This is a genomic window from Mycolicibacterium arenosum, from assembly GCF_024320865.1.
GTDB classification, from domain to species: Bacteria; Actinomycetota; Actinomycetes; order Mycobacteriales; family Mycobacteriaceae; genus Mycobacterium; species Mycobacterium arenosum.
Genome location: NZ_JANDBD010000009.1, coordinates 272057 through 293854, shown reverse-complemented (window position 1 = coordinate 293854; position 21798 = coordinate 272057). Strand labels below are relative to the sequence as shown.

Genomic DNA, 21798 nt, shown 5'->3' with positions numbered 1-21798 from the left:
GCCTCGTTAACGTTCGGCCGTGGGGAGCTTCGGGGGCGTCGACCAACCTGGACCGTCGGATGAGGAGTTACTCGACGCGCACATCGCGGGCGATCCCTACGCCTTCGAGGCGCTGCTGCACCGCCACCGTCGGCATCTGTCCCGACTCGCCAGGGTCACCAGCTGCAACCCGGACGACGCGGACGACGCACTGCAGGACGCGCTGCTGTCGGCGCACCGCAACGCCACCCGGTTCCGACGAGACTCCTCGGTGAGCAGCTGGCTGTACCGCATCGTCGTCAACGCGTGCCTGGATCGTCGGCGCCGCAACAGGTTTCACTCGACGGCCGCACTCGAGGACGACGTGCACACCGACGGCGACCCGACCGCGGGCATCGACACCGCCCTGGCCGTCGAACGCGCCCTGCGGGGGCTGCCCGAGGACCAGCGGGCGGCCGTCGTCGCCGTGGACATGCAGGGCTACTCGGTGGCCGAGGCCGCGCTGCTGCTCGGGGTTCCCGAGGGCACCGTGAAGAGCCGCCGCGCGCGGGCGCGCAGCAAGCTGGCGCAGGCGCTGGACCACCAGTCCTGACCGCGTCTTCGGCTGCCCGCTGCACTCACTCGCTCCCACCCAGCCGCCCGCAGGGAACAGCTACACCTACGCTGGTGTTATACGCGTGCCGGAGAAGCGCCGTAGAACGGAGAAAGGTAGGTCATGACTCTCAGCGAGACCGTCCATGACGTGATCATCATCGGTTCCGGACCGGCCGGTTACACGGCGGCGGTGTACGCGGCCCGTGCCCAGCTCAAGCCCCTCGTCTTCGAGGGTGTGCAGTTCGGTGGCGCGTTGATGACCACCACGGAGGTGGAGAACTACCCCGGCTTCCGCGAAGGCATCACCGGACCCGAGCTCATGGACCAGATGCGGGAACAGGCCCTGCGATTCGGCGCCGACCTGCGCATGGAGGACGTCGACGAGGTGTCCCTCGAAGGCCCGATCAAGACCGTCACCGTCGGCGACGAGACCTTCCAGGCCCGCGCGATCATCCTCGCGATGGGTGCGGCCGCGCGCCACCTGGGCATCCCAGGTGAAGAGGAGCGCATCGGTACCGGTGTCAGCACCTGCGCGACGTGTGACGGCTTCTTCTTCCGCGACCAGGACATCGCCGTGGTCGGTGGTGGCGACTCCGCGATGGAGGAGGCCACGTTCCTCACCCGCTTCGCCAGGAGTGTGACGTTGATCCACCGGCGCGAGGAGTTCCGCGCGTCGAAGATCATGCTCGAGCGCGCCCAGGCCAACGAGAAGATCACCATTCTCACCAACACCGTTCCCACCGAAGTGGAGGGTGCGCCCACCGTGTCGGGGCTACGGCTCAAGGACTCCGTGACGGGCGAGGAGTCGAAGCTCGCCGTCACCGGCGTCTTCGTCGCGATCGGCCACGACCCCCGTTCGGAGCTGGTGCGCGGACAGATCGAGCTCGACGACGAGGGTTACGTCAAGGTCCAGGGCCGCAGCACCGCGACGTCGATCGACGGCGTGTTCGCCGCGGGCGACCTCGTCGATCACACGTACCGCCAGGCCATCACCGCGGCCGGCAGTGGCTGTGCCGCGGCGATCGACACCGAGCGTTGGCTCGCGGACCACGAATAGCGATCCACCTCAACGCTTTTCAGCTACGACAAAGGAGCAACAGATGAGTGAGACAGGTGCGACGGTTGCCGTCACCGACGATTCCTTCAGCGACGACGTCCTGACCAGTTCGACCCCGGTACTGGTCGACTTCTGGGCAACCTGGTGCGGGCCGTGCAAGATGATCGCTCCGGTGCTCGAGGAGATCGCCACCGAGAAAGCCGGCGAGCTCACCGTCGCCAAGATCGACGTGGACGCCAACCCCGGCACTGCGCGCGACTTCCAGGTCGTGTCGATCCCGACGCTCATCCTGTTCAAGAACGGCGAGCCGGTGAAGCGGATCGTGGGCACGAAGGGCAAGGCCGCGCTGCTGCGCGAGCTCGCTGACCACCTGTAACGGCGTTACGAGGCGGCATATCGCGGATCGCCCGCTGTCCTGGAGTTTTCCGGATTCGCGCCGACGTCTGCGACAATACAGACGAGTTTCTGTCCTGCCACTGACGTCGCCGTGGCACCCCCACGGCGTGGATCACCGAGAGGCCTGGTTATGTCGTTGCTGCGTCGCGGTGACCGCGGGGGTGCGGTCACCGAGATACGGGCGGCACTTGCAGCGCTCGGGCTGATCGGCAGCGCCGACGACGACATCGTCACCGGCAGGCACGTCGCGCTGGACGCCTTCGACGACGAGCTCGACCACGCTGTCCGCGCATTTCAGCAGCACCGCGGTCTCCTGGTCGACGGCATCGTCGGCGAAGCCACGTACCGCGCCCTGAAAGAGGCCTCCTACCGGCTCGGTGCGCGCACGCTCGCCCACCAGTTCGGCGCCCCCATGTACGGCGACGACGTCGCGACGCTGCAGGCCCGGCTTCAGGATCTCGGTTTCTACACCGGTCTCGTCGACGGCCACTTCGGACTGCAGACGCACAACGGGTTGATGTCCTACCAGCGCGAGTACGGGCTGTACCCCGACGGGATCTGCGGCCCGGAGACCCTGCGCTCGCTGTACTTCCTCGGCTCGCGTGTCACCGGCGGCTCACCTCACGCCATCCGCGAAGAGGAACTGGTGCGCCGGTCCGGTCCGCGCCTGTCCGGGAAGCGGGTCATCATCGATCCGGGCCGCGGCGGTGACGACCACGGACTCATCGTCAACGGCCCCGGCGGTCCGATCAGTGAAGCGGACATGTTGTGGGACTTGGGTAGTCGCCTCGAAGGCCGGATGACCGCGATCGGCATGGAGACGTTCCTGTCGCGCCCGGTCGGGCGTAGCCCGTCGGACGCCGAGCGAGCGGCCACCGCGAACACCGTTGGCGCGGATCTGATGATCAGCCTGCGGTTCGCGAGCCTGCCCGGCGAATCGGCCAACGGCGTCGCCTCGTTCCACTTCGGCAACTCGCACGGCTCGGTGTCGACCATCGGCCGCAATCTCGCCGACTTCATCCAACGGGAAGTGGTGGCCCGCACCGGTTTACGTGACTGTCGGACGCACGGCCGCACCTGGGATCTGCTTCGGCTGACCAGGATGCCCACCGTCCAGGTCGACGTCGGCTACATCACCAACCCCCACGACCGCGAGCTCATAGTGTCACCGCAGGCGCGCGACTCGATCGCCGAGGGCATTCTCGCCGCGGTCAAGCGTCTCTACCTGCTCGGCAAGAACGACCGCCCCACCGGGACGTTCACGTTCGCCGAACTGCTGGCCCACGAGCGGACCGTCGAAGCCGCACGCGGCCAGGCGTAATCCGCTCTCACGCACAGGACGCGGCGCCGGCACCCACCGGCCGCAACTGAGCACTCTCCAAGAGCCGCTCGAGCGCAGCCTCGACATCGGCCTTCCAGCCGAGCCCCTGCTCCAGCTCCAGCCGCAGTCGGGGGAAGTACGGATCCGGGGCCACCACCACGAAGCCGGCATCGAGAAGGAAATCGGAATCGATGACGCACTGCTCCACCGAGCAGTCGCCGAGTGCCACGACCGCGGGCCGCAGTCCCGGCGACACCACCAACGGGTCCGACAGCTCAGCGGCATCGGCGGTGCGCCCGAACGCTTCGAGCGCGCGCACCCCGCGGCGCACCAGATCGCCGACGACCGCCGCCATCAACTGTCGGGTCAGCCCGTCGGCCTCCGCCGGCGCCTCGACTCCCAATGACGTCAACAGCACGGCGTCGGCGCTGACGGGCGCCGTCGGGAAGAGCGTCGCGCGCGGCACGGCCCGCGGCGGTGCGTAGAACGCATATCCAAGGCAGGGCGCGTCGGTGGAGACCGCGGCGTCGTCGGCTCCACACTCCACGGCCAACTGGCCGCACGACCCCCACTCGAGCATGACCATCGACAGCCACGCTTCCTTCTCGAACTCGGGGTCGGCGAGGTGATCCCCGCGTGGGAGCGTCGACGGATCCAGTTCCCAGAACACACAGCGCCGCGCGTGCTTGGGCAGCTGCTCGAAAGACTCGAGCCGGAGCGGCGTGATTCGAGCTGGCACTACGTACTCCGGTCTTCGGTGGGTTCCGCCGTCGATGGCACCTCCAGAATAGGAGAGCGCGACGCATCAAGCCCGTTTTCGGACGACGGTGCCACTTTCATCACCGCGACTTTCGAAACATGTTGATACACAAGCGGATTCCTTCAGGAGAGCGCGTCGCGGTGCGGGTGTGTCACAGTGACGTAATTACCTCGTGTGGTTGGTCACGGCTTCGCAGCGTTCATAAGGTCGACTATGCGTTGTAGGTCGTCGACGGACCCGAACTCGACGACGATCTTGCCTTTTCGTTTGCCCACGCTCACGGTGACCCTGGTGTCGAACGCCGTCGAGAGCTTCTCAGCAACGTCCTGCAGGCCCGGCATCTGAATCGGCTTACGGCGCGGAGCGGTGGGACCCGTCGACCCGGAGTCGTTCCGGTTAGCCAGCGTGACGGCCTCTTCGGTGGCCCGCACCGAGAGCCCCTCGGCGACGATCCGCGCCGCCAGTTCCTCCTGCTTGTCCGACCCGCCCTCCAGGGAGAGCAGTGCCCGCGCGTGCCCGGCCGACAACACACCGGCGGCGACACGGCGCTGCACCGGAACCGGCAGGCGCAGCAGGCGGATCATGTTGGTGATCACCGGACGCGAGCGCCCGATTCGCGCTGCGAGTTCATCGTGGGTAACCCCGAACTCGTCGAGCAGCTGCTGATAGGCCGCCGCCTCTTCCAAGGGGTTCAGCTGTGCCCGATGGATGTTCTCGAGCAGTGCGTCGCGCAGCATGCTCTCGTCCGCGGTCTCGCGGACGATCGCGGGAATGGTGGCCAGCCCCGCCTCCTGCGCGGCCCGCCACCTCCGCTCCCCCATCACCAGTTGGTAGCGGGATCCGGAATCGGCTCCCGAGAGTGCACGGACGACGATCGGTTGCATGAGCCCGAACTCGCGGATGGAGTGCACGAGTTCCGCGAGCGCATCCCCGTCGAACACCTGGCGCGGCTGCTTCGGATTCGGCTCGATGGCCGTCGGATCGATCTCGCGGTAGACCGCGCCGACGTCTGACGCCGGCGGGATGACGGCCGCGGGCGTGCTGCCCCCGAGCACCACATCGGCGGCGGCGTCGCCCATTCGCGGACCCATCTGACCCGCGCCGGACTCACCCTCTCCCGGTCCGGTCGGGATGAGCGAGGCGAGACCGCGACCCAATCCGCTGCGCTTCTTCTGGGGCTGCGTCACGACTGATTCCTTCCGCGCTCGGCCAACTCGCGGCTCGCGTCCAAGTAACTGAGCGCACCACGGGAGCCGGGGTCGTAGTTCAAGATGGTCATTCCATAGCCCGGCGCCTCGGACACCTTCACGCTGCGCGGAATCACGGTGCGCAACACCTTCTCACCGAAGTGCGCGCGAACGTCCTCCGCCACCTGATCCGCGAGCCGGGTGCGTCCGTCGTACATGGTCAGGATGACGGTCGTGACGTCGAGTAGAGGATTGAGGTGCGCCTTCACCATCTCGATGTTGCGGATCAGCTGACCCACCCCCTCCAGCGCGTAGTACTCGCACTGAATCGGGATCAGCACTTCGGGCGCCGCAACAAGTGCGTTGATGGTGAGCAGCCCGAGAGACGGCGGGCAGTCGATGAACACGTAGTCGAAGTCGTAGGCGTGCAACGAGGCGAGCGCGTTCCGCAGCCTGCCTTCGCGCGCCACCATGCTCACCAACTCGATCTCGGCACCGGCCAGATCGATGGTGGCCGGAACGCAGAAGAGCCGCTCGCTGTGGGGGCTCTGCTGCAGAGCCTCCTCGAGGGTCATCTCCCCGATCAGCACTTCGTACGAGGACGGGGTGCCGGGGCGGTGTTCGATGCCGAGGGCGGTGCTGGCGTTGCCCTGGGGGTCGAGATCGATGACGAGCGTCTTCAAGCCCTGGAGCGCCAGCGCCGCTGCGATGTTCACCGCCGTCGTCGTCTTGCCGACGCCGCCCTTCTGGTTGGCGATGGTGAACACGCGTTGCTGTGCCGGCTTCGGTAGTTCGCGACCCTTGGCGCCGTGCAGAATGCGAACCGCCCGCTCGGCCTCCGCCCCGATGGGAGTGTCCGCGGCTGGGTCCGGCCAAGCCGGCTCGGCGGCACCGGCCGGCCATGTTTCACGTGAAACATCGGGTGTGGGTGATGGGGAACCCATCGGTGTTTCAGGGCCGTCCTGAGGTGGCGGCATCATCCCGACTTCCTCCGTGACCGTGAGGCCCGGTTGGTTGTATCCGACCGTCTCGCGCGATGCGCTACGACCACGGTTACGGGTGGAGTCAAATAGTCCACGCCACATTTCACCACCTTCACGTCGACTGCACCTAACGAGCTGAGCGCCCTCTGGTGTTCGACGATTTCCTCCGCGGCACGCTCACCTTTGAGGGCCAACATCCGTCCGCCGTCCCGCAGGAGCGGCATCGACCATTTCGTCAACTTGTCCAGCGCGGCGACCGCCCGGGACGTCACTGCGTCCACCGCTCCGACCTCAGCCCGCACGGCGCGATCCTCCGCCCGGCCGCGAACGACCGTGATCGGCAGGTCCAACTCGGCGACCGCTTCGCGCAGGAATTCAGCACGGCGCAACAGCGGCTCGACCAGAATCACGCGGACGTCCGGTCGGACGAGCGCCAGCGGGATGCCCGGCAGCCCGGCTCCACTCCCGACGTCGGCGACGGACTCGCCCTCCTCGACGAGTTCGCCGAGTGCCGCGCAGTTGAGGAGGTGGCGCTCCCAGAGTCGGGGCACCTCCCCCGGTCCGATCAGACCGCGCTCGATACCAACACCGGCGAGAAGCGCGGCGTATCGCTGTGCCTTCTCGAAGCCGTCGCCAAAAACTCCGGCGGCTGCCGGGGGTGGCTCCGGAGCCTCGTCATGTTTCACGTGAAACATTCCTCCGAATCCACGACCCGGCAGCCGCCGGAACTACATGGGTGTAACTCGGTGCTGACGATCAGTCCGCCAACACGACGACGCGGCGCGACGGCTCAGCGCCCTCGCTCTCACTCCGGACGCCGTCGACGGCCGCGACCGCGTCGTGCACGATCTTCCGCTCGAACGGTGTCATCGGCTGCAGCTCTTCCCGTTCACCGCTCTCGAGGACGCGACGGGCCACCTTCTCACCGAGCGCCGCCAGTTCGTCCCGACGACGACGACGCCACTTCGCGATGTCCAACATCAGCCGGCTTCGCTCACCCGTCTTCTGGTGCACGGCCAACCGGGTCAGCTCCTGCAGCGCGTCGAGCACCTCGCCCTTGCGGCCGACCAGCTTGGTGAGGTCGTCGCCTCCGTCGATGCTCACGATGGCGCGGTCCCCTTCGACGTCCAGATCGATGTCGCCGTCGAAGTCGAGGAGATCCAACAGCTCCTCCAGGTAATCGCCGGCGATCTCGCCCTCGGCAACCAAGCGATCCTCGGGGTCCTCCCCCTTCGACACCTCGGTGTCGCGCTCGGCGGTATCTGCGTCAGTCATGGTTGTTCGTCCTTCCTAGTGATGCACCTGCATCTCGGCGGATGGCCGCCTCAGCGGCGTCCGCGGGGTTCTGAGGCGAAGCGCTGCACCCTGGCTAGGGCTTTCGCTTTCCCTTGCTCGGTCGGTTGTTCCGACGCGGGGCGTTCTTCGCGGGCGCCGAACGACTACCTGCCGCCTTAGCCGCGGGCTTGGCCGGAGTCGCGGGCTTGGCCGGAGTCGCGGTCGACTCCTCGGCGGTGCTCTCGGTGATCTCCTTCGCCAACGACGGCGTCTTGCTCGCAGCCCCGTCGGCCGCCGCTGTCGGCTTCACGCCGGGCTTCGGCTTGCGCGCCGGCTTCTTGCCCGGTGCCGGAGCGTTGGCCGCACGTCGGGCCAGTTCCTCTTCCTTCTTCTGCTCTTCGCGCTTCTCGATCTTGCCGAAGACGTAGTGCTGCTGACCGAAGGTCCAGATGTTGTTGGCCACCCAGTAGAGGATGATCGCCAGCGGCAGGAACGGACCACCGACGACGACGCCGAGCGGGAAGACGTACAGCGCGAGCTTGTTCATCATCGCGGTCTGCGGGTTGGCCGCGGCCTCCGGACTCTGACGAGCCACCGACGCACGGCTGTTGAAGTAGGTGGCGATACCCGCGAGGATCATCAGCGGCACGCCCACCCCGATGATCGCGGCGCGGCTCACGTCGAACCCGATGAAGGCCTGCCAGCTGCTCTCCGACTGAATCATCGTCGCGCCCAGCGGGGCGCCGAAGAAGTTCGCCTGGAGGAAGTGCTGTACGTCCGCAGCGCTGAAGACGTAGTTCGGCAGTTCCTTGTTCAGCTCGACGTTCAGTCCGAGCTCACCGAAGTTGTTCCCGGTCCGGTTGAAGGACCGAAGGACGTGGAACAGGCCGAGGAACACCGGCACCTGCGCGAGCATCGGCAGGCAGCCCAGGATCGGGTTGAACCCGTGTTCCTTCTGCAGCTTCTGCATCTCCAGGGCGAGCTTCTGCCGGTCCTTGCCGTACTTCTTCTGCAGCGCCTTGATCTGCGGCTGCAACTCCTGCATCTGGCGCGTCGTCTCGATCTGACGGACGAACGGGCGGTACAGGATGGCACGCAGGGTGAACACCAGGAACACCACCGACAGTGCCCACGCGAAGAAGTTGGTCGGGCCGAGAATGAAGGCGAAGAGCTTGTACCAAACCCACATGATCGCGGAGACCGGGTAATAGATGTAGTCGAGACTCAACGGATTAAACAAGCGAATCGCTCCTCATGTCGGGGTCGCTGTCGATCCCCCGGGTCTCTTGCCGGATCGCCGTCCGATCCGGAATGGGATCCCATCCACCACGATGCCAGGGACCGCACTTGGCCAACCGCACGATCGCCAGCCACGACCCGCGGAACATCCCGTACTCCTGCAGCGCGTCGACGGCGTACTCGCTGCACGTCGGCATGAACCGGCACGAGGCGGGCCGAAACGGCGAGATCATGTTGCGGTACAGCTGCACGACGAACACCATCGCGCGAACGACGGCCCGCGGCCGGTTGGCTGTGCTCATCGTCGGCTCGTCTCAACCTCGGTGACGCGGCGCAGTGCGGAACGCAACTGCTGCTCCAGGCGCGCTGAGATCGCGCGGGTGCTGCCCGGCAGCGCCCTGATGACGATCCGGTCACCGGGTCGCAGCTCCGACAGAACCGTGCGTGCGACGTGCCGGAGCTTCCTCGACACCGCGTGACGTTGCACCGAGGAGCCGACGGACTTGGAGACGACGAGCCCGATCTTGGGCGCGCTCGACACGTCGTCCGGCGTACGCAACGCATGGACGACCAGATCGGGTTGGGCGGCTCGGACTCCTCGGTTGACCGTGAGGCCGAAGTCTGCGGACCGCGTCATCCGGTATTGAGCCGGAAGCACCTCGCTAGTCCTGCGTCAGATCACGCAGTGAGCGAGCGACGGCCCTTGCTGCGGCGGCTCGACACGATGGCGCGACCAGCACGCGTGCGCATCCTCAGCCGAAAGCCGTGCACACGTGCGCGACGCCGGTTGTTCGGCTGGAAGGTCCGCTTGCCCTTGGCCACGGCAGTATCTCCTCATTCACACCATGCGGCCGAGTCCAACACCAACGCGCGGTGCAGACACGGCCACGGATAGGCTCGTTCGTCTTGCTTGCTAGCCCCGGCGCGGTGCCCCGGAACCCCGGGTCGCTGCCGTATCGCCACGTGCGGGCGACTGTTCGAGGGTACTGACGAGATTTCCCTAGGTCAAACCCACATCGGGAGGCAGGCGAGCGACCACACCAGTCACATCGTTCACCCTCGATCAGCCGCTGTCGAGCGCCGTCCAGATGATCACCGGAGAATGTTGCAGAACTGTTGGCACCCGGCTGGAAACCTGTTAGCTTCTGGCAGTGCCGATTCGGAGACGAAGCGGCGATAGACAACACAGCGAGGATGGACACCCAACCGCGAGCCCGCAGAACACTGTGACGAGCCCCGGGGCGTGACCGCCGCGCACGTACCATTGACGACGCGAAGACGACCGTCCGCTATCCACAGACTGTGGATAACCATGTGGACACTTCGTCTTCGGCTATTCGGCCATTGACCGATCCGGCCGCGAGGGGGTCCTGTTGGCAACGGACCCCGACCCACCATTCGTGGCGATCTGGGACCAGGTCGTCGCTGAGCTCAACGGCGATCTGCCGCTCAACGGTCACGACGGAACCACCCTCACTCCGCAGCAAAGAGCATGGCTCAAGCTCGTCAAACCCCTGGTCATCACCGAGGGATTCGCCCTGCTCTCGGTTCCCACCGCCTTCGTGCAGAACGAGATCGAACGTCACCTCCGCGAGCCCATCGTCAACAGTCTCAGCCGCCACCTCGGACAGCGTGTCGAGCTGGGCGTCCGCATCGCGTCGCCCGAGCCGACGGCCGAGTCCGACGCTCCGCAGGCCGACGTGCTTCCGGACCCCGATGAGGTCGACGAGGACGAGGAGGCCCTCGCCAGCGCTGAGGCCGCCTGGCCGAGCCACTTCACCAACCGTCCGCAGAAGGACTCCACCGACGACGTCAGTCTGAATCGGCGCTACACCTTCGACACGTTCGTCATCGGCTCGTCGAACCGCTTCGCTCACGCGGCGACCCTGGCGATCGCCGAGGCGCCGGCGCGGGCGTACAACCCGCTCTTCATCTGGGGTGAATCCGGACTCGGAAAGACACACCTGCTGCATGCGGCGGGCAATTACGCTCAGCGCCTCTTTCCGGGGATGCGGGTGAAGTACGTCTCCACCGAAGAGTTCATGAACGACTTCATCAACTCGCTGCGCGACGACCGCAAGGCCACGTTCAAGCGCAGCTATCGCGACATCGACGTGCTCCTCGTCGACGACATCCAGTTCATCGAGGGCAAGGAAAGCACTCAGGAGGAGTTCTTCCACACCTTCAACACGCTGCACAACGCGAACAAGCAGATCGTCATCTCCTCCGACCGGCCGCCCAAACAGCTCGCGACCCTCGAGGACCGGCTGCGCACGCGCTTCGAGTGGGGCCTGATCACCGACGTCCAGCCGCCCGAACTCGAGACCCGAATCGCGATTCTGCGCAAGAAGGCTCAGGTCGACCGGCTCAACGTGCCCGACGACGTGCTGGAGCTGATCGCCAGCAGCATCGAACGCAACATCCGCGAGCTCGAGGGCGCGCTGATCCGCGTCACGGCGTTCGCGTCGTTGAACAAGAGCGCGATCGACCGGTCGCTGGCCGAAATCGTGTTACGCGATCTGATCTCGGATTCCAGCACCATGCAGATCAGCATCGCGACCATCATGGCCGCCACCGCCGAGTACTTCGAAACCACCATCGAGGAACTCCGCGGCCCTGGAAAGACCAGAGCGCTGGCGCAGTCCCGGCAGATCGCGATGTACCTGTGCCGCGAGCTGACGGATCTGTCCCTGCCCAAGATCGGCCAGGCGTTCGGGCGCGATCACACCACGGTGATGTACGCCGAGCGCAAGATCCGCGGCGAGATGGCGGAGCGCCGTGAGGTTTTCGATCACGTCAAGGAACTCACGACGCGCATCCGGCAGCGCTCCAAGCGCTGAACCGCGCTCGGTTACCGCCCGCTTCGTCCGGCAATCGCGAAAAACTTCAGTCGCGTTCGCACCACTGGTCACACTCCAACGCTGTGGATCACTCGTGTACAACCGGTGGGCAACGACCCGCAGGAATTCCCCGTCGATGCACGAGCGGCGACCTGTGCACAGTCATCCGCAGTCGGCCCCCGAATACTCCACAGCTGACTCACACCCTTTCACCGCGCCTCACCTGCCAACCAGCACGTCCATCCCCGGGTTGCACAGCCCCTATTACTGTTACTTCCTTCATCACTAGATATCTCTTACAGAAGAACAGGCCCGGGGAAGGACTGAAGCAAGCGGTCAGAGCCACCCTCGGCCGCCGAATGTCTGCTCGATCGATTAGCTTTCAAGTTGGAGCGGAAGGCTCTACGGTGGTTCTTCGGCAGCCAGTGCGGTCATCGAATCGAGGCGCGGTGAGACACCCGTAGTTCGCTGCTCCGGGGTTGAGAGTTTGGTGTTTCACCGAAGGGACGCTATGGACGTGGTGACGACGACTGTCGGTCTCACCGATTTGAAGTTTCGCCTGGTGCGAGAGGACTTCGCCGAAGCGGTGGCGTGGGTGGCCCGCATCCTGCCGAGCCGGCCGACGGTCCCGGTGTTGTCGGGCGTCTTGCTGACCGGCTCCGAGGACGGGCTGACGATCTCGGGCTACGACTACGAGGTGTCGGCCGAGGTTCGCGTGGCAGCTGAAATCGCTTCTCCCGGAAGCGTTCTGGTGTCCGGACGGTTGCTGTCGGACATCACCAGGGCACTGCCCGCGAAGCCCGTCGACGTCAGCGTTGAGGGCACCAGGGTCGCGCTGAGCTGCGGGAGTGCACGTTTCTCGCTGCCGACCATGGCGGTTGAGGACTACCCGACGTTGCCGGCACTGCCGGATGACACCGGCGTCGTCGGTTCCGAGGTTTTCTCGCAGGCGATCAGCCAGGTCGCCGTCGCCGCAGGGCGCGACGACACGCTGCCGATGCTGACGGGCATCCGCGTCGAGATCTCCGGTGAGAAGGTCGTGCTGGCCGCGACCGACAGGTTCCGCCTCGCCGTGCGGGAGCTCACCTGGTCCACCGAGGCGGCGGGGGTGGAGGCGGCCGTGCTGGCGCCGGCCAAGACCCTCGCGGAGGCCGCGAAGGCCGCCACCGACGGCGGTGACGTGCATCTTTCGTTGGGGTCCGGGGAATCCGTCGGCAAGGACGGACTGCTGGGCATCCGCAGCGGGGGCAAGCGCACGACGAGCCGTCTGCTCGACGCCGAGTTCCCGAAGTTCCGTCAGCTGCTTCCGGCGGAGCACACCGCGATCGCGACGATCGGCGTCGCCGAACTCACCGAGGCGATCAAGCGCGTCGCCCTGGTGGCAGACCGCGGCGCCCAGGTCAGGATGGAGTTCTCCGAGGACGCCCTGCGCCTGTCGGCGGGTGCCGACGACGTGGGTCGCGCGGAGGAGGACCTGCCCGTCGAGTTCTACGGCGAGCCGCTCACCATCGCGTTCAATCCGACGTATCTCACCGACGGGCTGGGCTCGCTGCATTCGGAGAAGGTGACGTTCGGCTTCACGACACCCAGCCGTCCCGCAGTGTTGCGCCCGACGGGAGATGATGATGGTCAGGTCGGCTCGAGTGGTCCGTTCCCGGCCGCTCAAACCGACTACGTATATCTGTTGATGCCGGTTCGGCTCCCCGGCTGACCGGCCGATCTCCACGGGAGAGGCGCACATGCAACTGGGCTTGGTCGGACTCGGCAAAATGGGTTTCAACATGCGCGAGCGGTTGCGTCAGGGCGGTCACGAGGTCGTCGGGTACGACCCTCGCCCCGAAGTCACCGACGTCCCGGACCTCGCAGGGCTGGCGGCCGCGCTGTCGGCGCCCAGGGTGGTGTGGGTGATGGTGCCGTCCGGCGACGTCACGCACGACACGATCGTGTCGCTGTCCGAGGTGCTGTCCGAGGGTGATCTCGTCGTCGACGGCGGCAACTCGCGGTACACCGAAGACGGACCGCACGCGGAACTGTTGGGAGCCAAGGGAATAGGCTTCGTCGACGCCGGCGTGTCCGGTGGTATCTGGGGCCTGACGGAGGGGTACGGCCTCATGGTCGGTGGGTCGGACGCGGACATCGCGACGGTCATGCCGATCTTCGACACGCTGCGACCGCCGGGGCCCGTGGAGGACGGCTTCGTGCACGCCGGTGACGTCGGTGCCGGGCACTTCACCAAGATGGTGCACAACGGTGTCGAGTACGCGCTGATGACGGCCTACGCCGAGGGTTACGAGATGCTGTCCGCCGAACCGCTCGTCAAGAGTCCCCAGGCGGTGTACCAGGCGTGGACCAACGGCACTGTGGTGCGGTCGTGGTTGCAGACCCTGCTGGCGAAGGCCCTCAAGGAGGACCCCGACCTCGCGGAGATCAGCGGTTACACCGACGACTCCGGTGAGGGACGCTGGACGGTCGAGGAGGCCATCCGGTTGCGCGTGCCGGTGCCGGGCATCGCCGCTTCGCTGTTCGCGAGATTCCTGTCGCGACAAGAAGATTCGCCGACGATGAAGGCCGTCGCGGCGCTGCGGAACCAATTCGGTGGGCACGCGGTCCAGCGGGTAAGTAAGTCGGGATAGTTGTACGTTCGGCATCTCGGACTGACCGACTTCCGGTCGTGGCCACGCGTCGACGTGGAACTGTCGCCTGGGCGCACGGTCTTCGTCGGCTCCAACGGCTACGGGAAGACGAATCTCGTTGAAGCGCTGTGGTATTCGGCGACACTCGGATCGCATCGAGTGGGGACCGACGCTCCCCTGATCCGGGAGGGCGCCGACCGGGCGGTGGTGTCCACGATCGTGGTCAACGAGGGCCGGGAGCTGGCGGTCGATCTCGAGATCGTCGCGGGGCGGGCGAACAAGGCGCGGTTGAACAGGTCGCCGGTGCGCAGCGCGCGGGAGATCCTCGGCGCGATCCGCGCGGTGCTGTTCGCACCGGAGGATCTGGCGCTGGTTCGCGGCGACCCCGGCGAACGCCGCCGATATCTCGATGAACTCGCCACGACGCGGCGTCCGTCGATCGCCGGGGTCCGCGCCGATTACGACAAGGTACTCAAGCAGCGCACCGCACTGCTGAAGTCGGCATCCGGTGCCCGATTCCGCAGTGATTCAAGCGCATTGGACACTCTCGACGTGTGGGACCGCTATCTGGCGGCCCACGGGTCGCGGTTGATCGCCGCGCGGGTCGAGCTGGTGCACGCGCTGGCGCCCGAAGTCGAGAAGGCCTATCAGACGCTGGCACCGGCGTCGCGGTCTGCCGGTATCCGGTACCGGAGCGGAGTCGAGGCCGTCGAAGCCGACGCCGCGGCCGGTGGTGTGGACAGCGAGCGCTACGAGGCCGCGTTGCTCGACGAACTCGCGCGCAAGCGCACCGCCGAACTCGAACGCGGGGTCTGCCTCGTCGGGCCCCATCGCGACGATCTGGAACTGCGGCTCGGCGATCAGCCGGCGAAAGGCTTCGCGAGTCACGGGGAATCGTGGTCGATGGCGTTGGCACTGCGACTCGGCGCCTACGAGCTGCTGCGGTCCGACGGCGGGGACCCGGTGCTGCTGCTCGACGACGTGTTCGCCGAACTGGACGTCTCGCGTCGCCGCGCCCTGGTGACGGCTGCCGAGTCCGCCGAGCAGGTACTGGTGACGGCGGCGGTGGCCGATGACGTCCCCGGCGACTGGGATGCGCGCAGAATAGAGATCGGCATGCGCGACGGAGACTCCGGACGCTACTCGGAGGTGATCGGGTGACATCCCAGGACGACGACGATCCGACCCCGATCGGGCCACCGGATTCACTGGCCGGACTGCACGGGATGGACCTGGTCCGTCGGACCCTCGAGGAAGCCCGCGGCGCCGCCCGCAGCCAGGGCAAGGACGTCGGGCGGGGTCGCGCGTCGCAACCCCGTGCGAGGAATCCCGTGCAGGGAAAGCGCCGCAGGTGGTCCGGCCCCGGACCGGACGCCAGGGATCCCGAGCTGCTGGGTTCGGCGACGATGGGCCTGGCACACACCCGGGGCTGGACGACCAAGGTCGCCGAGGGCTCGGTGTTCGGACAGTGGGAGTCCGTGGTCGGCGAACAGATCGCCGAGCACGCGATGCCCGCTTCGCTGACCGACGGGGTGCTGACCATCGAGGCGGAGTCGACCGCGTGGGCGACCCAGTTGCGGATGGTGCAGGCGCAGGTTCTCGCGAAGATCGCGGCCGCGGTGGGCGACGGTGTGGTGACATCGGTGAGGATCGTGGGGCCGAAGGCGCCGAATTGGCGCAAGGGGAAGTTGCACATCTCCGGTCGCGGGCCACGGGACACCTACGGATAGTCGTTTCCCTACCACTGGCTGAGAGCGCCGACAAGGGTTTGTCCACAGTTCTCAAGCGTCGCCACGCACCGATCACCGAGAAATTCCGCGCACGGCTCAAATAGGTATCTGGAAACGCAACCTCAGAGTCAGTCCTGACGGTACCGAGCGGTAGACTGGCCTGTGATCCGCGCGAGGCCGTCGCCCCGTGCTTGCGAAACCCCAAGGAGACGCGTCCAACGTGGCTGCCCAGAAGAACAGCGCTTCGAATGAGTACGGCGCCGAATCGATCACCATTCTCGAGGGTTTGGAAGCCGTCCGCAAACGCCCGGGAATGTACATCGGCTCCACGGGGGAGCGCGGTCTACACCACCTGGTGTGGGAAGTCGTGGACAACGCCATCGACGAGGCCATGGCCGGCTACGCCACCAGGGTCGATGTCAAGATCCTGGGTGACGGCAGCGTCCAGGTCGCCGACGACGGCCGCGGTATCCCGGTCGCCATGCACGCCACCGGTGTCCCGACCATCGACGTCGTGATGACGCAACTGCACGCAGGCGGCAAGTTCGGCGGCGAAAACAGCGGGTACAACGTCAGCGGTGGCCTGCACGGTGTCGGTGTCTCGGTCGTCAACGCCCTGTCGACTCGGTTGGAGGCGACGGTTCTGCGGGATGGTTCGGAGTGGTTCCAATACTACGACCGTTCGGTGCCCGGCACCCTGAAGCAGGGTGGTCCAACGAAGAAGACCGGAACCACGATCAGGTTCTGGGCCGACCCGGACATCTTCGAAACCACGGACTACGACTTCGAGACCGTCGCGCGGCGCCTGCAGGAGATGGCCTTCCTCAACAAGGGCCTGACCATCGATCTGATCGACGAGAGGGTCACGGCGGAGGAGGTCGTGGACGAGGTCGTCAGCGATACCGCGGAGGCGCCGAAGTCCGCCGACGAGAAGGAAGCCGAAGCCAAGGGCCCGCACAAGGTCAAGCACCGCACCTTCCACTACCCCGGCGGCCTGGTCGACTACGTCAAGCACATCAACCGCACCAAGACCCCGATCCAGCAGAGCATCATCGACTTCGACGGCAAGGGTCCCGGCCACGAGGTCGAGATCGCGATGCAGTGGAACGCCGGCTACTCCGAGTCGGTGCACACCTTCGCCAACACGATCAACACCCACGAGGGCGGCACGCACGAAGAGGGTTTCCGCTCGGCGCTCACCACGGTGGTCAACAAGTACGCCAAGGACAAGAAGCTGCTGAAGGAGAAGGACCCCAACCTCACCGGCGACGACATCCGCGAGGGACTCGCCGCGGTCATCTCGGTGAAGGTCAGCGACCCGCAGTTCGAGGGCCAGACCAAGACGAAGCTCGGCAACACCGAGGTGAAGTCATTCGTGCAGAAGATCTGCAACGAGCAACTGCAGCACTGGTTCGAGGCGAACCCGGCCGAAGCCAAAACCGTAGTCAACAAGGCGGTCTCGTCGGCGCAGGCTCGGCTGGCCGCGCGCAAGGCACGAGAGTTGGTGCGCCGCAAGAGCGCAACCGATATCGGGGGGCTCCCCGGCAAGCTCGCGGACTGCCGCTCCACCGACCCGGTTCTGTCGGAGGTCTATGTGGTGGAGGGCGACTCGGCCGGTGGCTCGGCGAAGAGCGGTCGCGACTCGATGTATCAGGCGATCCTTCCCCTGCGCGGCAAGATCATCAACGTCGAGAAGGCGCGTATCGACCGCGTTCTGAAGAACACCGAAGTCCAGGCGATCATCACGGCGCTCGGAACCGGTATCCACGACGAGTTCGACATCACGAAACTGCGGTATCACAAGATCGTGCTGATGGCTGACGCCGACGTCGACGGCCAGCACATCTCCACGCTGCTGCTGACCCTACTGTTCCGATTCATGAAGCCGCTCATCGAGAACGGGCACGTTTTCCTGGCACAGCCCCCGCTGTACAAGTTGAAGTGGCAGCGCAGCGAGCCCGAGTTCGCCTACTCCGATCGCGAGCGTGACGGACTGCTCGAGGCGGGCAAAGCCGCGGGCCGAAAGATCAACACCGAAGACGGTATCCAGCGTTACAAGGGCCTCGGCGAGATGGACGCCAAAGAGCTGTGGGAAACCACAATGGATCCCACCGCGCGAGTGCTCCGTCGGATCACCCTCGACGACGCCGCCGCAGCCGACGAACTGTTCTCGATTCTGATGGGCGAGGACGTCGAAGCCCGTCGAAGCTTCATCACCAGGAACGCGAGAGACGTTCGCTTCCTGGATGTTTAGTCTTCCCAACCGATTTCAAGCTGCTCATAGACGAGCGAGGAGCACATGACAGACACCACTCTGCCCCCCGGCGGCGAGGACGGCACGACCACCGATCGCATCGAACCGGTCGATATCCAGCAGGAGATGCAGCGCAGCTACATCGACTACGCGATGAGCGTCATCGTCGGGCGCGCCCTACCCGAGGTGCGCGACGGCCTCAAGCCCGTACACCGCCGCGTGCTCTACGCCATGTACGACTCCGGCTTTCGACCTGACCGCGGACACGCGAAATCCGCACGCTCCGTTGCCGAGACGATGGGTAACTACCATCCCCACGGCGATTCGTCGATCTACGACACCCTGGTCCGGATGGCGCAGCCGTGGTCGCTGCGTTACCCACTCGTGGACGGGCAGGGGAACTTCGGCTCGCCGGGAAACGATCCGCCGGCGGCCATGAGGTACACCGAGGCACGCCTCACGCCCCTCGCGATGGAGATGCTGCGCGAAATCGACGAGGAGACAGTCGATTTCATCCCGAACTACGACGGTCGGGTGCAGGAGCCGACAGTCCTGCCCAGCCGGTTCCCCAACCTGCTGGCCAACGGCTCCGGCGGCATCGCAGTCGGCATGGCCACCAACATGCCGCCGCACAACCTGCGCGAGCTCGCGGAGGCCGTCTTCTGGTGCCTGGACAACCACGAGGCCGATGAGGAGACCACGCTCGCCGCGGTCACCGAGCGGGTCAAGGGTCCGGACTTCCCCACCTACGGTCTCATCGTCGGTTCGCAGGGCATCCACGACGCCTACACGACGGGCCGCGGCTCCATCCGCATGCGGGGTGTGGTCGAGGTCGAGGAGGACTCGCGGGGCCGCACGCTGCTGGTTATCACCGAGCTCCCCTACCAGGTGAACCACGACAACTTCATCACCTCGATCGCCGACCAGGTGCGTGACGGCAAGCTCGCGGGCATCTCGAACATCGAGGACCAGTCCAGTGATCGTGTCGGACTGCGGATCGTCGTCGAGGTCAAGCGCGATGCCGTGGCGAAGGTGGTGCTGAACAACCTCTACAAGCACACCCAGCTGCAGACCAGCTTCGGGGCGAACATGCTGTCGATCGTCGACGGTGTCCCCCGCACCCTCCGCATCGATCAGCTGATCCGCCTCTACGTCGTCCATCAGTTGGACGTCATCGTGCGGCGCACCACCTACCGGTTGCGCAAGGCGAACGAGCGGGCCCACATCCTGCGCGGACTGGTCAAGGCGCTCGATGCGCTCGACGAGGTCATCGCGTTGATCCGGGCGTCGCAGACCGTGGACATCGCCCGTGCCGGCCTGATCGACCTGCTCGACATCGACGACATCCAGGCCCAGGCGATCCTCGACATGCAGTTGCGGCGCCTCGCGGCCCTGGAACGTCAGCGCATCGTCGACGACCTCGCGAAGATCGAGGCCGAGATCGCGGACCTTGAGGACATCCTCGCCAAGCCGGAACGTCAGCGCGCCATCGTCCGCGACGAACTCGCGGAGCTCGCCGAGAAGTACGGCGACGACCGGCGCACCCGGATCATCCCGGCCGATGGCGACGTCGCGGACGAGGATCTGATCGCGCGCGAGGACGTGGTGGTCACGATCACCGAGACCGGCTACGCCAAGCGCACCAAGACCGACCTGTACCGCAGCCAGAAGCGCGGCGGCAAGGGTGTTCAGGGCGCCGGCCTCAAGCAGGACGACATCGTCAACCACTTCTTCGTGTGCTCGACCCACGACTGGATCCTGTTCTTCACCACGCAGGGCCGGGTCTACCGGGCGAAGGCCTACGAGCTGCCGGAGGCGTCCCGCACGGCGCGCGGTCAGCACGTCGCCAACCTTCTGGCGTTCCAGCCCGAGGAGCGGATCGCCCAGGTCATCCAGCTCAAGAGCTACGAGGACGCGCCGTACCTGGTGCTGGCCACGCGCAACGGTCTGGTGAAGAAGTCCAAGCTGACCGACTTCGACTCCAACCGCTCCGGCGGCATCGTCGCGGTGAACCTTCGCGACGGCGACGAACTGGTCGGCGCTGTGCTGTGCTCGGCGGACGAGGACCTGCTGCTGGTGTCCGAGAAGGGCCAGTCGATCCGGTTCTCCGCGACCGACGAGGCGCTTCGGCCGATGGGTCGCGCCACCTCCGGTGTGCAGGGCATGCGGTTCAACGAAGAGGACAAGCTGCTCTCGCTGAACGTCGTACGTGAGGGCACGTATCTGCTGGTCGCGACGGCGGGCGGGTACGCCAAGCGCACCGCGATCGAGGAGTACACGGTCCAGGGCCGCGGCGGCAAGGGAATCCTCACGATCCAGTACGACCGCAAACGTGGCACTCTGGTCGGAGCGTTGATCGTGGACGACGAGACCGAGCTCTACGCCATCACCTCCGGTGGCGGCGTAATCCGGACGGCCGCACGTCAGGTACGGAAGGCCGGAAGGCAGACTAAGGGCGTGCGCTTGATGAACCTCGGTGAGGGCGCAACACTGATTGCCATTGCGCGCAACGCCGACGAGGACGCCGGTGAAGATCTCGACGGCGACGAATCGGACGCGACGTAGTGCGACCCCGGCTGCCGCACGCAGTCGGCCCGAAGTTAAGGAGCCGTAGGTGACTTCACCGAACGACCAGGGACCAGCGCGTCCCGGCGACGGACCCGGCGGCACCAACGGCTCGAACGGTGCCGCCGACGTTCCGACTCGCTCGGGTCCGGTGGGTACGCCCGAGTCGGGTGGCGAGGTACCGCCGTGGCAGCGGGGGGCGGCGCGCAGCCGGCCGCCGCAGCCGCCGCGCGCCACCGACACCCCGGCCGACGGTGGCCGGGTCGGCACCTCGGCGGGGCACTCCCCCACGGCGGACGCGGCGCGGCTGAACAGGTTCATCTCGGGCCAGGGCGGCGGAAGCACACCGCCCCGCGAGGCGGAGGCCGCGCCGGCCGCGACGCGAGCGGAGCCCGGTAGGCCCGAGGCGAACCGGCCCGAACCCAGTAGGCCGGAACCGAGCCGGACGTCGGAGACCTACGCCAGCGAGCTCCCCGACCTCTCCGGCGGTGCCCCGCGTCCCGTGACCCGCAAGCCGACCGAGCGGACCACCCCGGAGCCCGCGACGCGCACGGCGCGGTCCTCGGTCGCGAACCGCACGCAGGGTCCCGTGCGCGCGAGCATGCAGGTGCGGCGCTTCGATCCGTGGAGCGTGCTCAAGGTCTCGCTGGTGCTGTCGGTCGCGTTGTTCTTCGTGTGGATGATCGCCGTCGCGTTCCTGTATCTCGTGCTTGGCGGCATGGGCGTGTGGGCGAAGCTGAACAGCAACGTCGGCGATCTGCTCACCAGTGCGAGCGGTAGCGGCGGGGAACTGGTGTCGAGCGGCACGATCTTCGGCGGCGCGGCCCTGGTCGGCTTGGTCAACATCGTGCTGTTGACCGCGATGGCTACCTGCGGCGCGTTCATTTACAACCTCACCACCGACCTCGTCGGGGGCATCGAGGTGACCCTTGCGGATCGCGACTGACTAACGGTTTGGGCGCAGGGCTGCGCTTACGGTAATCTC

The 21798-nt window shown here is 66.4% G+C and carries 21 protein-coding genes; 12 read left to right on the top strand and 9 right to left on the bottom strand.

All coding sequences use genetic code 11. The annotated features are described in order from the left end of the window. The first annotated feature begins 19 nt into the window (after window positions 1-19). The 4 genes from sigM (at window position 20) to NM203_RS22310 (ending at window position 3347) form a co-directional block, all read left to right on the top strand. A complete protein-coding gene (sigM, locus tag NM203_RS22325; protein ID WP_255062618.1) occupies window positions 20-571 on the top strand; it encodes an RNA polymerase sigma factor SigM in 552 nt (183 codons plus the stop codon). A gap of 123 nt (window positions 572-694) precedes the next feature. After that, window positions 695-1630 (top strand): thioredoxin-disulfide reductase, encoded by a 936-nt coding sequence (gene trxB / locus NM203_RS22320; RefSeq protein WP_255062616.1) that lies wholly within the window; start codon window positions 695-697, stop codon window positions 1628-1630. 43 nt (window positions 1631-1673) lie between these two features. Next, window positions 1674-2006 carry a thioredoxin gene (gene trxA / locus NM203_RS22315; protein ID WP_255062615.1) on the top strand — a complete coding sequence of 111 codons (333 nt, stop codon included), beginning with the start codon at window positions 1674-1676 and terminating at the stop codon, window positions 2004-2006. 150 nt (window positions 2007-2156) lie between these two features. Continuing rightward, window positions 2157-3347, top strand: a complete 1191-nt coding sequence (locus NM203_RS22310) for an N-acetylmuramoyl-L-alanine amidase (protein WP_255062614.1) — start codon at window positions 2157-2159, stop codon at window positions 3345-3347. Window positions 3348-3354: 7 nt separating this feature from the next. On the opposite strand, the gene NM203_RS22305 is transcribed toward NM203_RS22310, so the two are convergent. From NM203_RS22305 to rpmH, 9 genes are all read right to left on the bottom strand, one after another. Further along, window positions 3355-4086: an acetyltransferase gene (locus NM203_RS22305; protein WP_255062613.1), complete on the bottom strand. Its 732-nt coding sequence runs from the start codon at window positions 4084-4086 to the stop codon at window positions 3355-3357. 203 nt (window positions 4087-4289) lie between these two features. After that, window positions 4290-5294 carry a ParB/RepB/Spo0J family partition protein gene (locus tag NM203_RS22300; protein ID WP_255062612.1) on the bottom strand — a complete coding sequence of 335 codons (1005 nt, stop codon included), beginning with the start codon at window positions 5292-5294 and terminating at the stop codon, window positions 4290-4292. Continuing rightward, the gene (locus NM203_RS22295; protein WP_303624996.1) at window positions 5291-6238 is read right to left on the bottom strand and encodes a ParA family protein; all 948 of its coding nucleotides are present in this window, start codon (window positions 6236-6238) and stop codon (window positions 5291-5293) included. Before NM203_RS22295 ends, NM203_RS22300 begins: the two co-directional genes overlap by 4 nt. Window positions 6239-6270: 32 nt before the next feature. After that, window positions 6271-6963 carry a 16S rRNA (guanine(527)-N(7))-methyltransferase RsmG gene (gene rsmG / locus NM203_RS22290; RefSeq protein WP_255062611.1) on the bottom strand — a complete coding sequence of 231 codons (693 nt, stop codon included), beginning with the start codon at window positions 6961-6963 and terminating at the stop codon, window positions 6271-6273. 70 nt (window positions 6964-7033) lie between these two features. Continuing rightward, window positions 7034-7552, bottom strand: a complete 519-nt coding sequence (locus tag NM203_RS22285) for a Jag family protein (protein WP_255062610.1) — start codon at window positions 7550-7552, stop codon at window positions 7034-7036. A 94-nt stretch (window positions 7553-7646) separates the two neighbouring features. After that, window positions 7647-8792 (bottom strand): membrane protein insertase YidC, encoded by a 1146-nt coding sequence (gene yidC, locus NM203_RS22280; RefSeq protein ID WP_255062609.1) that lies wholly within the window; start codon window positions 8790-8792, stop codon window positions 7647-7649. Beyond that, a complete protein-coding gene (gene yidD, locus NM203_RS22275; RefSeq protein WP_308212843.1) occupies window positions 8785-9093 on the bottom strand; it encodes a membrane protein insertion efficiency factor YidD in 309 nt (102 codons plus the stop codon). The genes yidC and yidD overlap by 8 nt, the downstream gene beginning before the upstream one ends. Then, a complete protein-coding gene (rnpA, locus tag NM203_RS22270; RefSeq protein ID WP_255062608.1) occupies window positions 9090-9449 on the bottom strand; it encodes a ribonuclease P protein component in 360 nt (119 codons plus the stop codon). Before rnpA ends, yidD begins: the two co-directional genes overlap by 4 nt. A 20-nt stretch (window positions 9450-9469) precedes the next feature. Continuing rightward, entirely contained in the window at window positions 9470-9613 is a 144-nt protein-coding gene (gene rpmH / locus NM203_RS22265; RefSeq protein WP_070355130.1) for a 50S ribosomal protein L34, read from the bottom strand. A 551-nt stretch (window positions 9614-10164) separates the two neighbouring features. Here rpmH and dnaA point away from each other — a divergent pair. The 8 genes from dnaA (at window position 10165) to NM203_RS22225 (ending at window position 21759) form a co-directional block, all read left to right on the top strand. Then, entirely contained in the window at window positions 10165-11631 is a 1467-nt protein-coding gene (dnaA, locus tag NM203_RS22260) for a chromosomal replication initiator protein DnaA (protein WP_255062606.1), read from the top strand. A 517-nt stretch (window positions 11632-12148) separates the two neighbouring features. Beyond that, a complete protein-coding gene (gene dnaN, locus NM203_RS22255; RefSeq protein WP_255062604.1) occupies window positions 12149-13342 on the top strand; it encodes a DNA polymerase III subunit beta in 1194 nt (397 codons plus the stop codon). A gap of 28 nt (window positions 13343-13370) precedes the next feature. After that, complete coding sequence (gene gnd, locus NM203_RS22250) at window positions 13371-14264, top strand: phosphogluconate dehydrogenase (NAD(+)-dependent, decarboxylating) (RefSeq protein WP_255062603.1); 894 nt, start codon at window positions 13371-13373, stop codon at window positions 14262-14264. After that, a complete protein-coding gene (gene recF / locus NM203_RS22245) occupies window positions 14265-15425 on the top strand; it encodes a DNA replication/repair protein RecF (protein ID WP_255062602.1) in 1161 nt (386 codons plus the stop codon). It begins immediately after the preceding gene. Then, window positions 15422-15994: a DUF721 family protein gene (locus NM203_RS22240; protein ID WP_255062601.1), complete on the top strand. Its 573-nt coding sequence runs from the start codon at window positions 15422-15424 to the stop codon at window positions 15992-15994. Before recF ends, NM203_RS22240 begins: the two co-directional genes overlap by 4 nt. 220 nt (window positions 15995-16214) lie before the next feature. Then, on the top strand, window positions 16215-18248 hold the full coding sequence (gyrB, locus tag NM203_RS22235) for a DNA topoisomerase (ATP-hydrolyzing) subunit B (RefSeq protein ID WP_255062600.1): 2034 nt from the start codon (window positions 16215-16217) through the stop codon (window positions 18246-18248). Window positions 18249-18293: 45 nt separating this feature from the next. Further along, entirely contained in the window at window positions 18294-20813 is a 2520-nt protein-coding gene (gyrA, locus tag NM203_RS22230) for a DNA gyrase subunit A (RefSeq protein ID WP_255062598.1), read from the top strand. 49 nt (window positions 20814-20862) lie between these two features. Further along, complete coding sequence (locus NM203_RS22225) at window positions 20863-21759, top strand: DUF3566 domain-containing protein (RefSeq protein WP_255062597.1); 897 nt, start codon at window positions 20863-20865, stop codon at window positions 21757-21759. Window positions 21760-21798 lie beyond the last annotated feature (39 nt).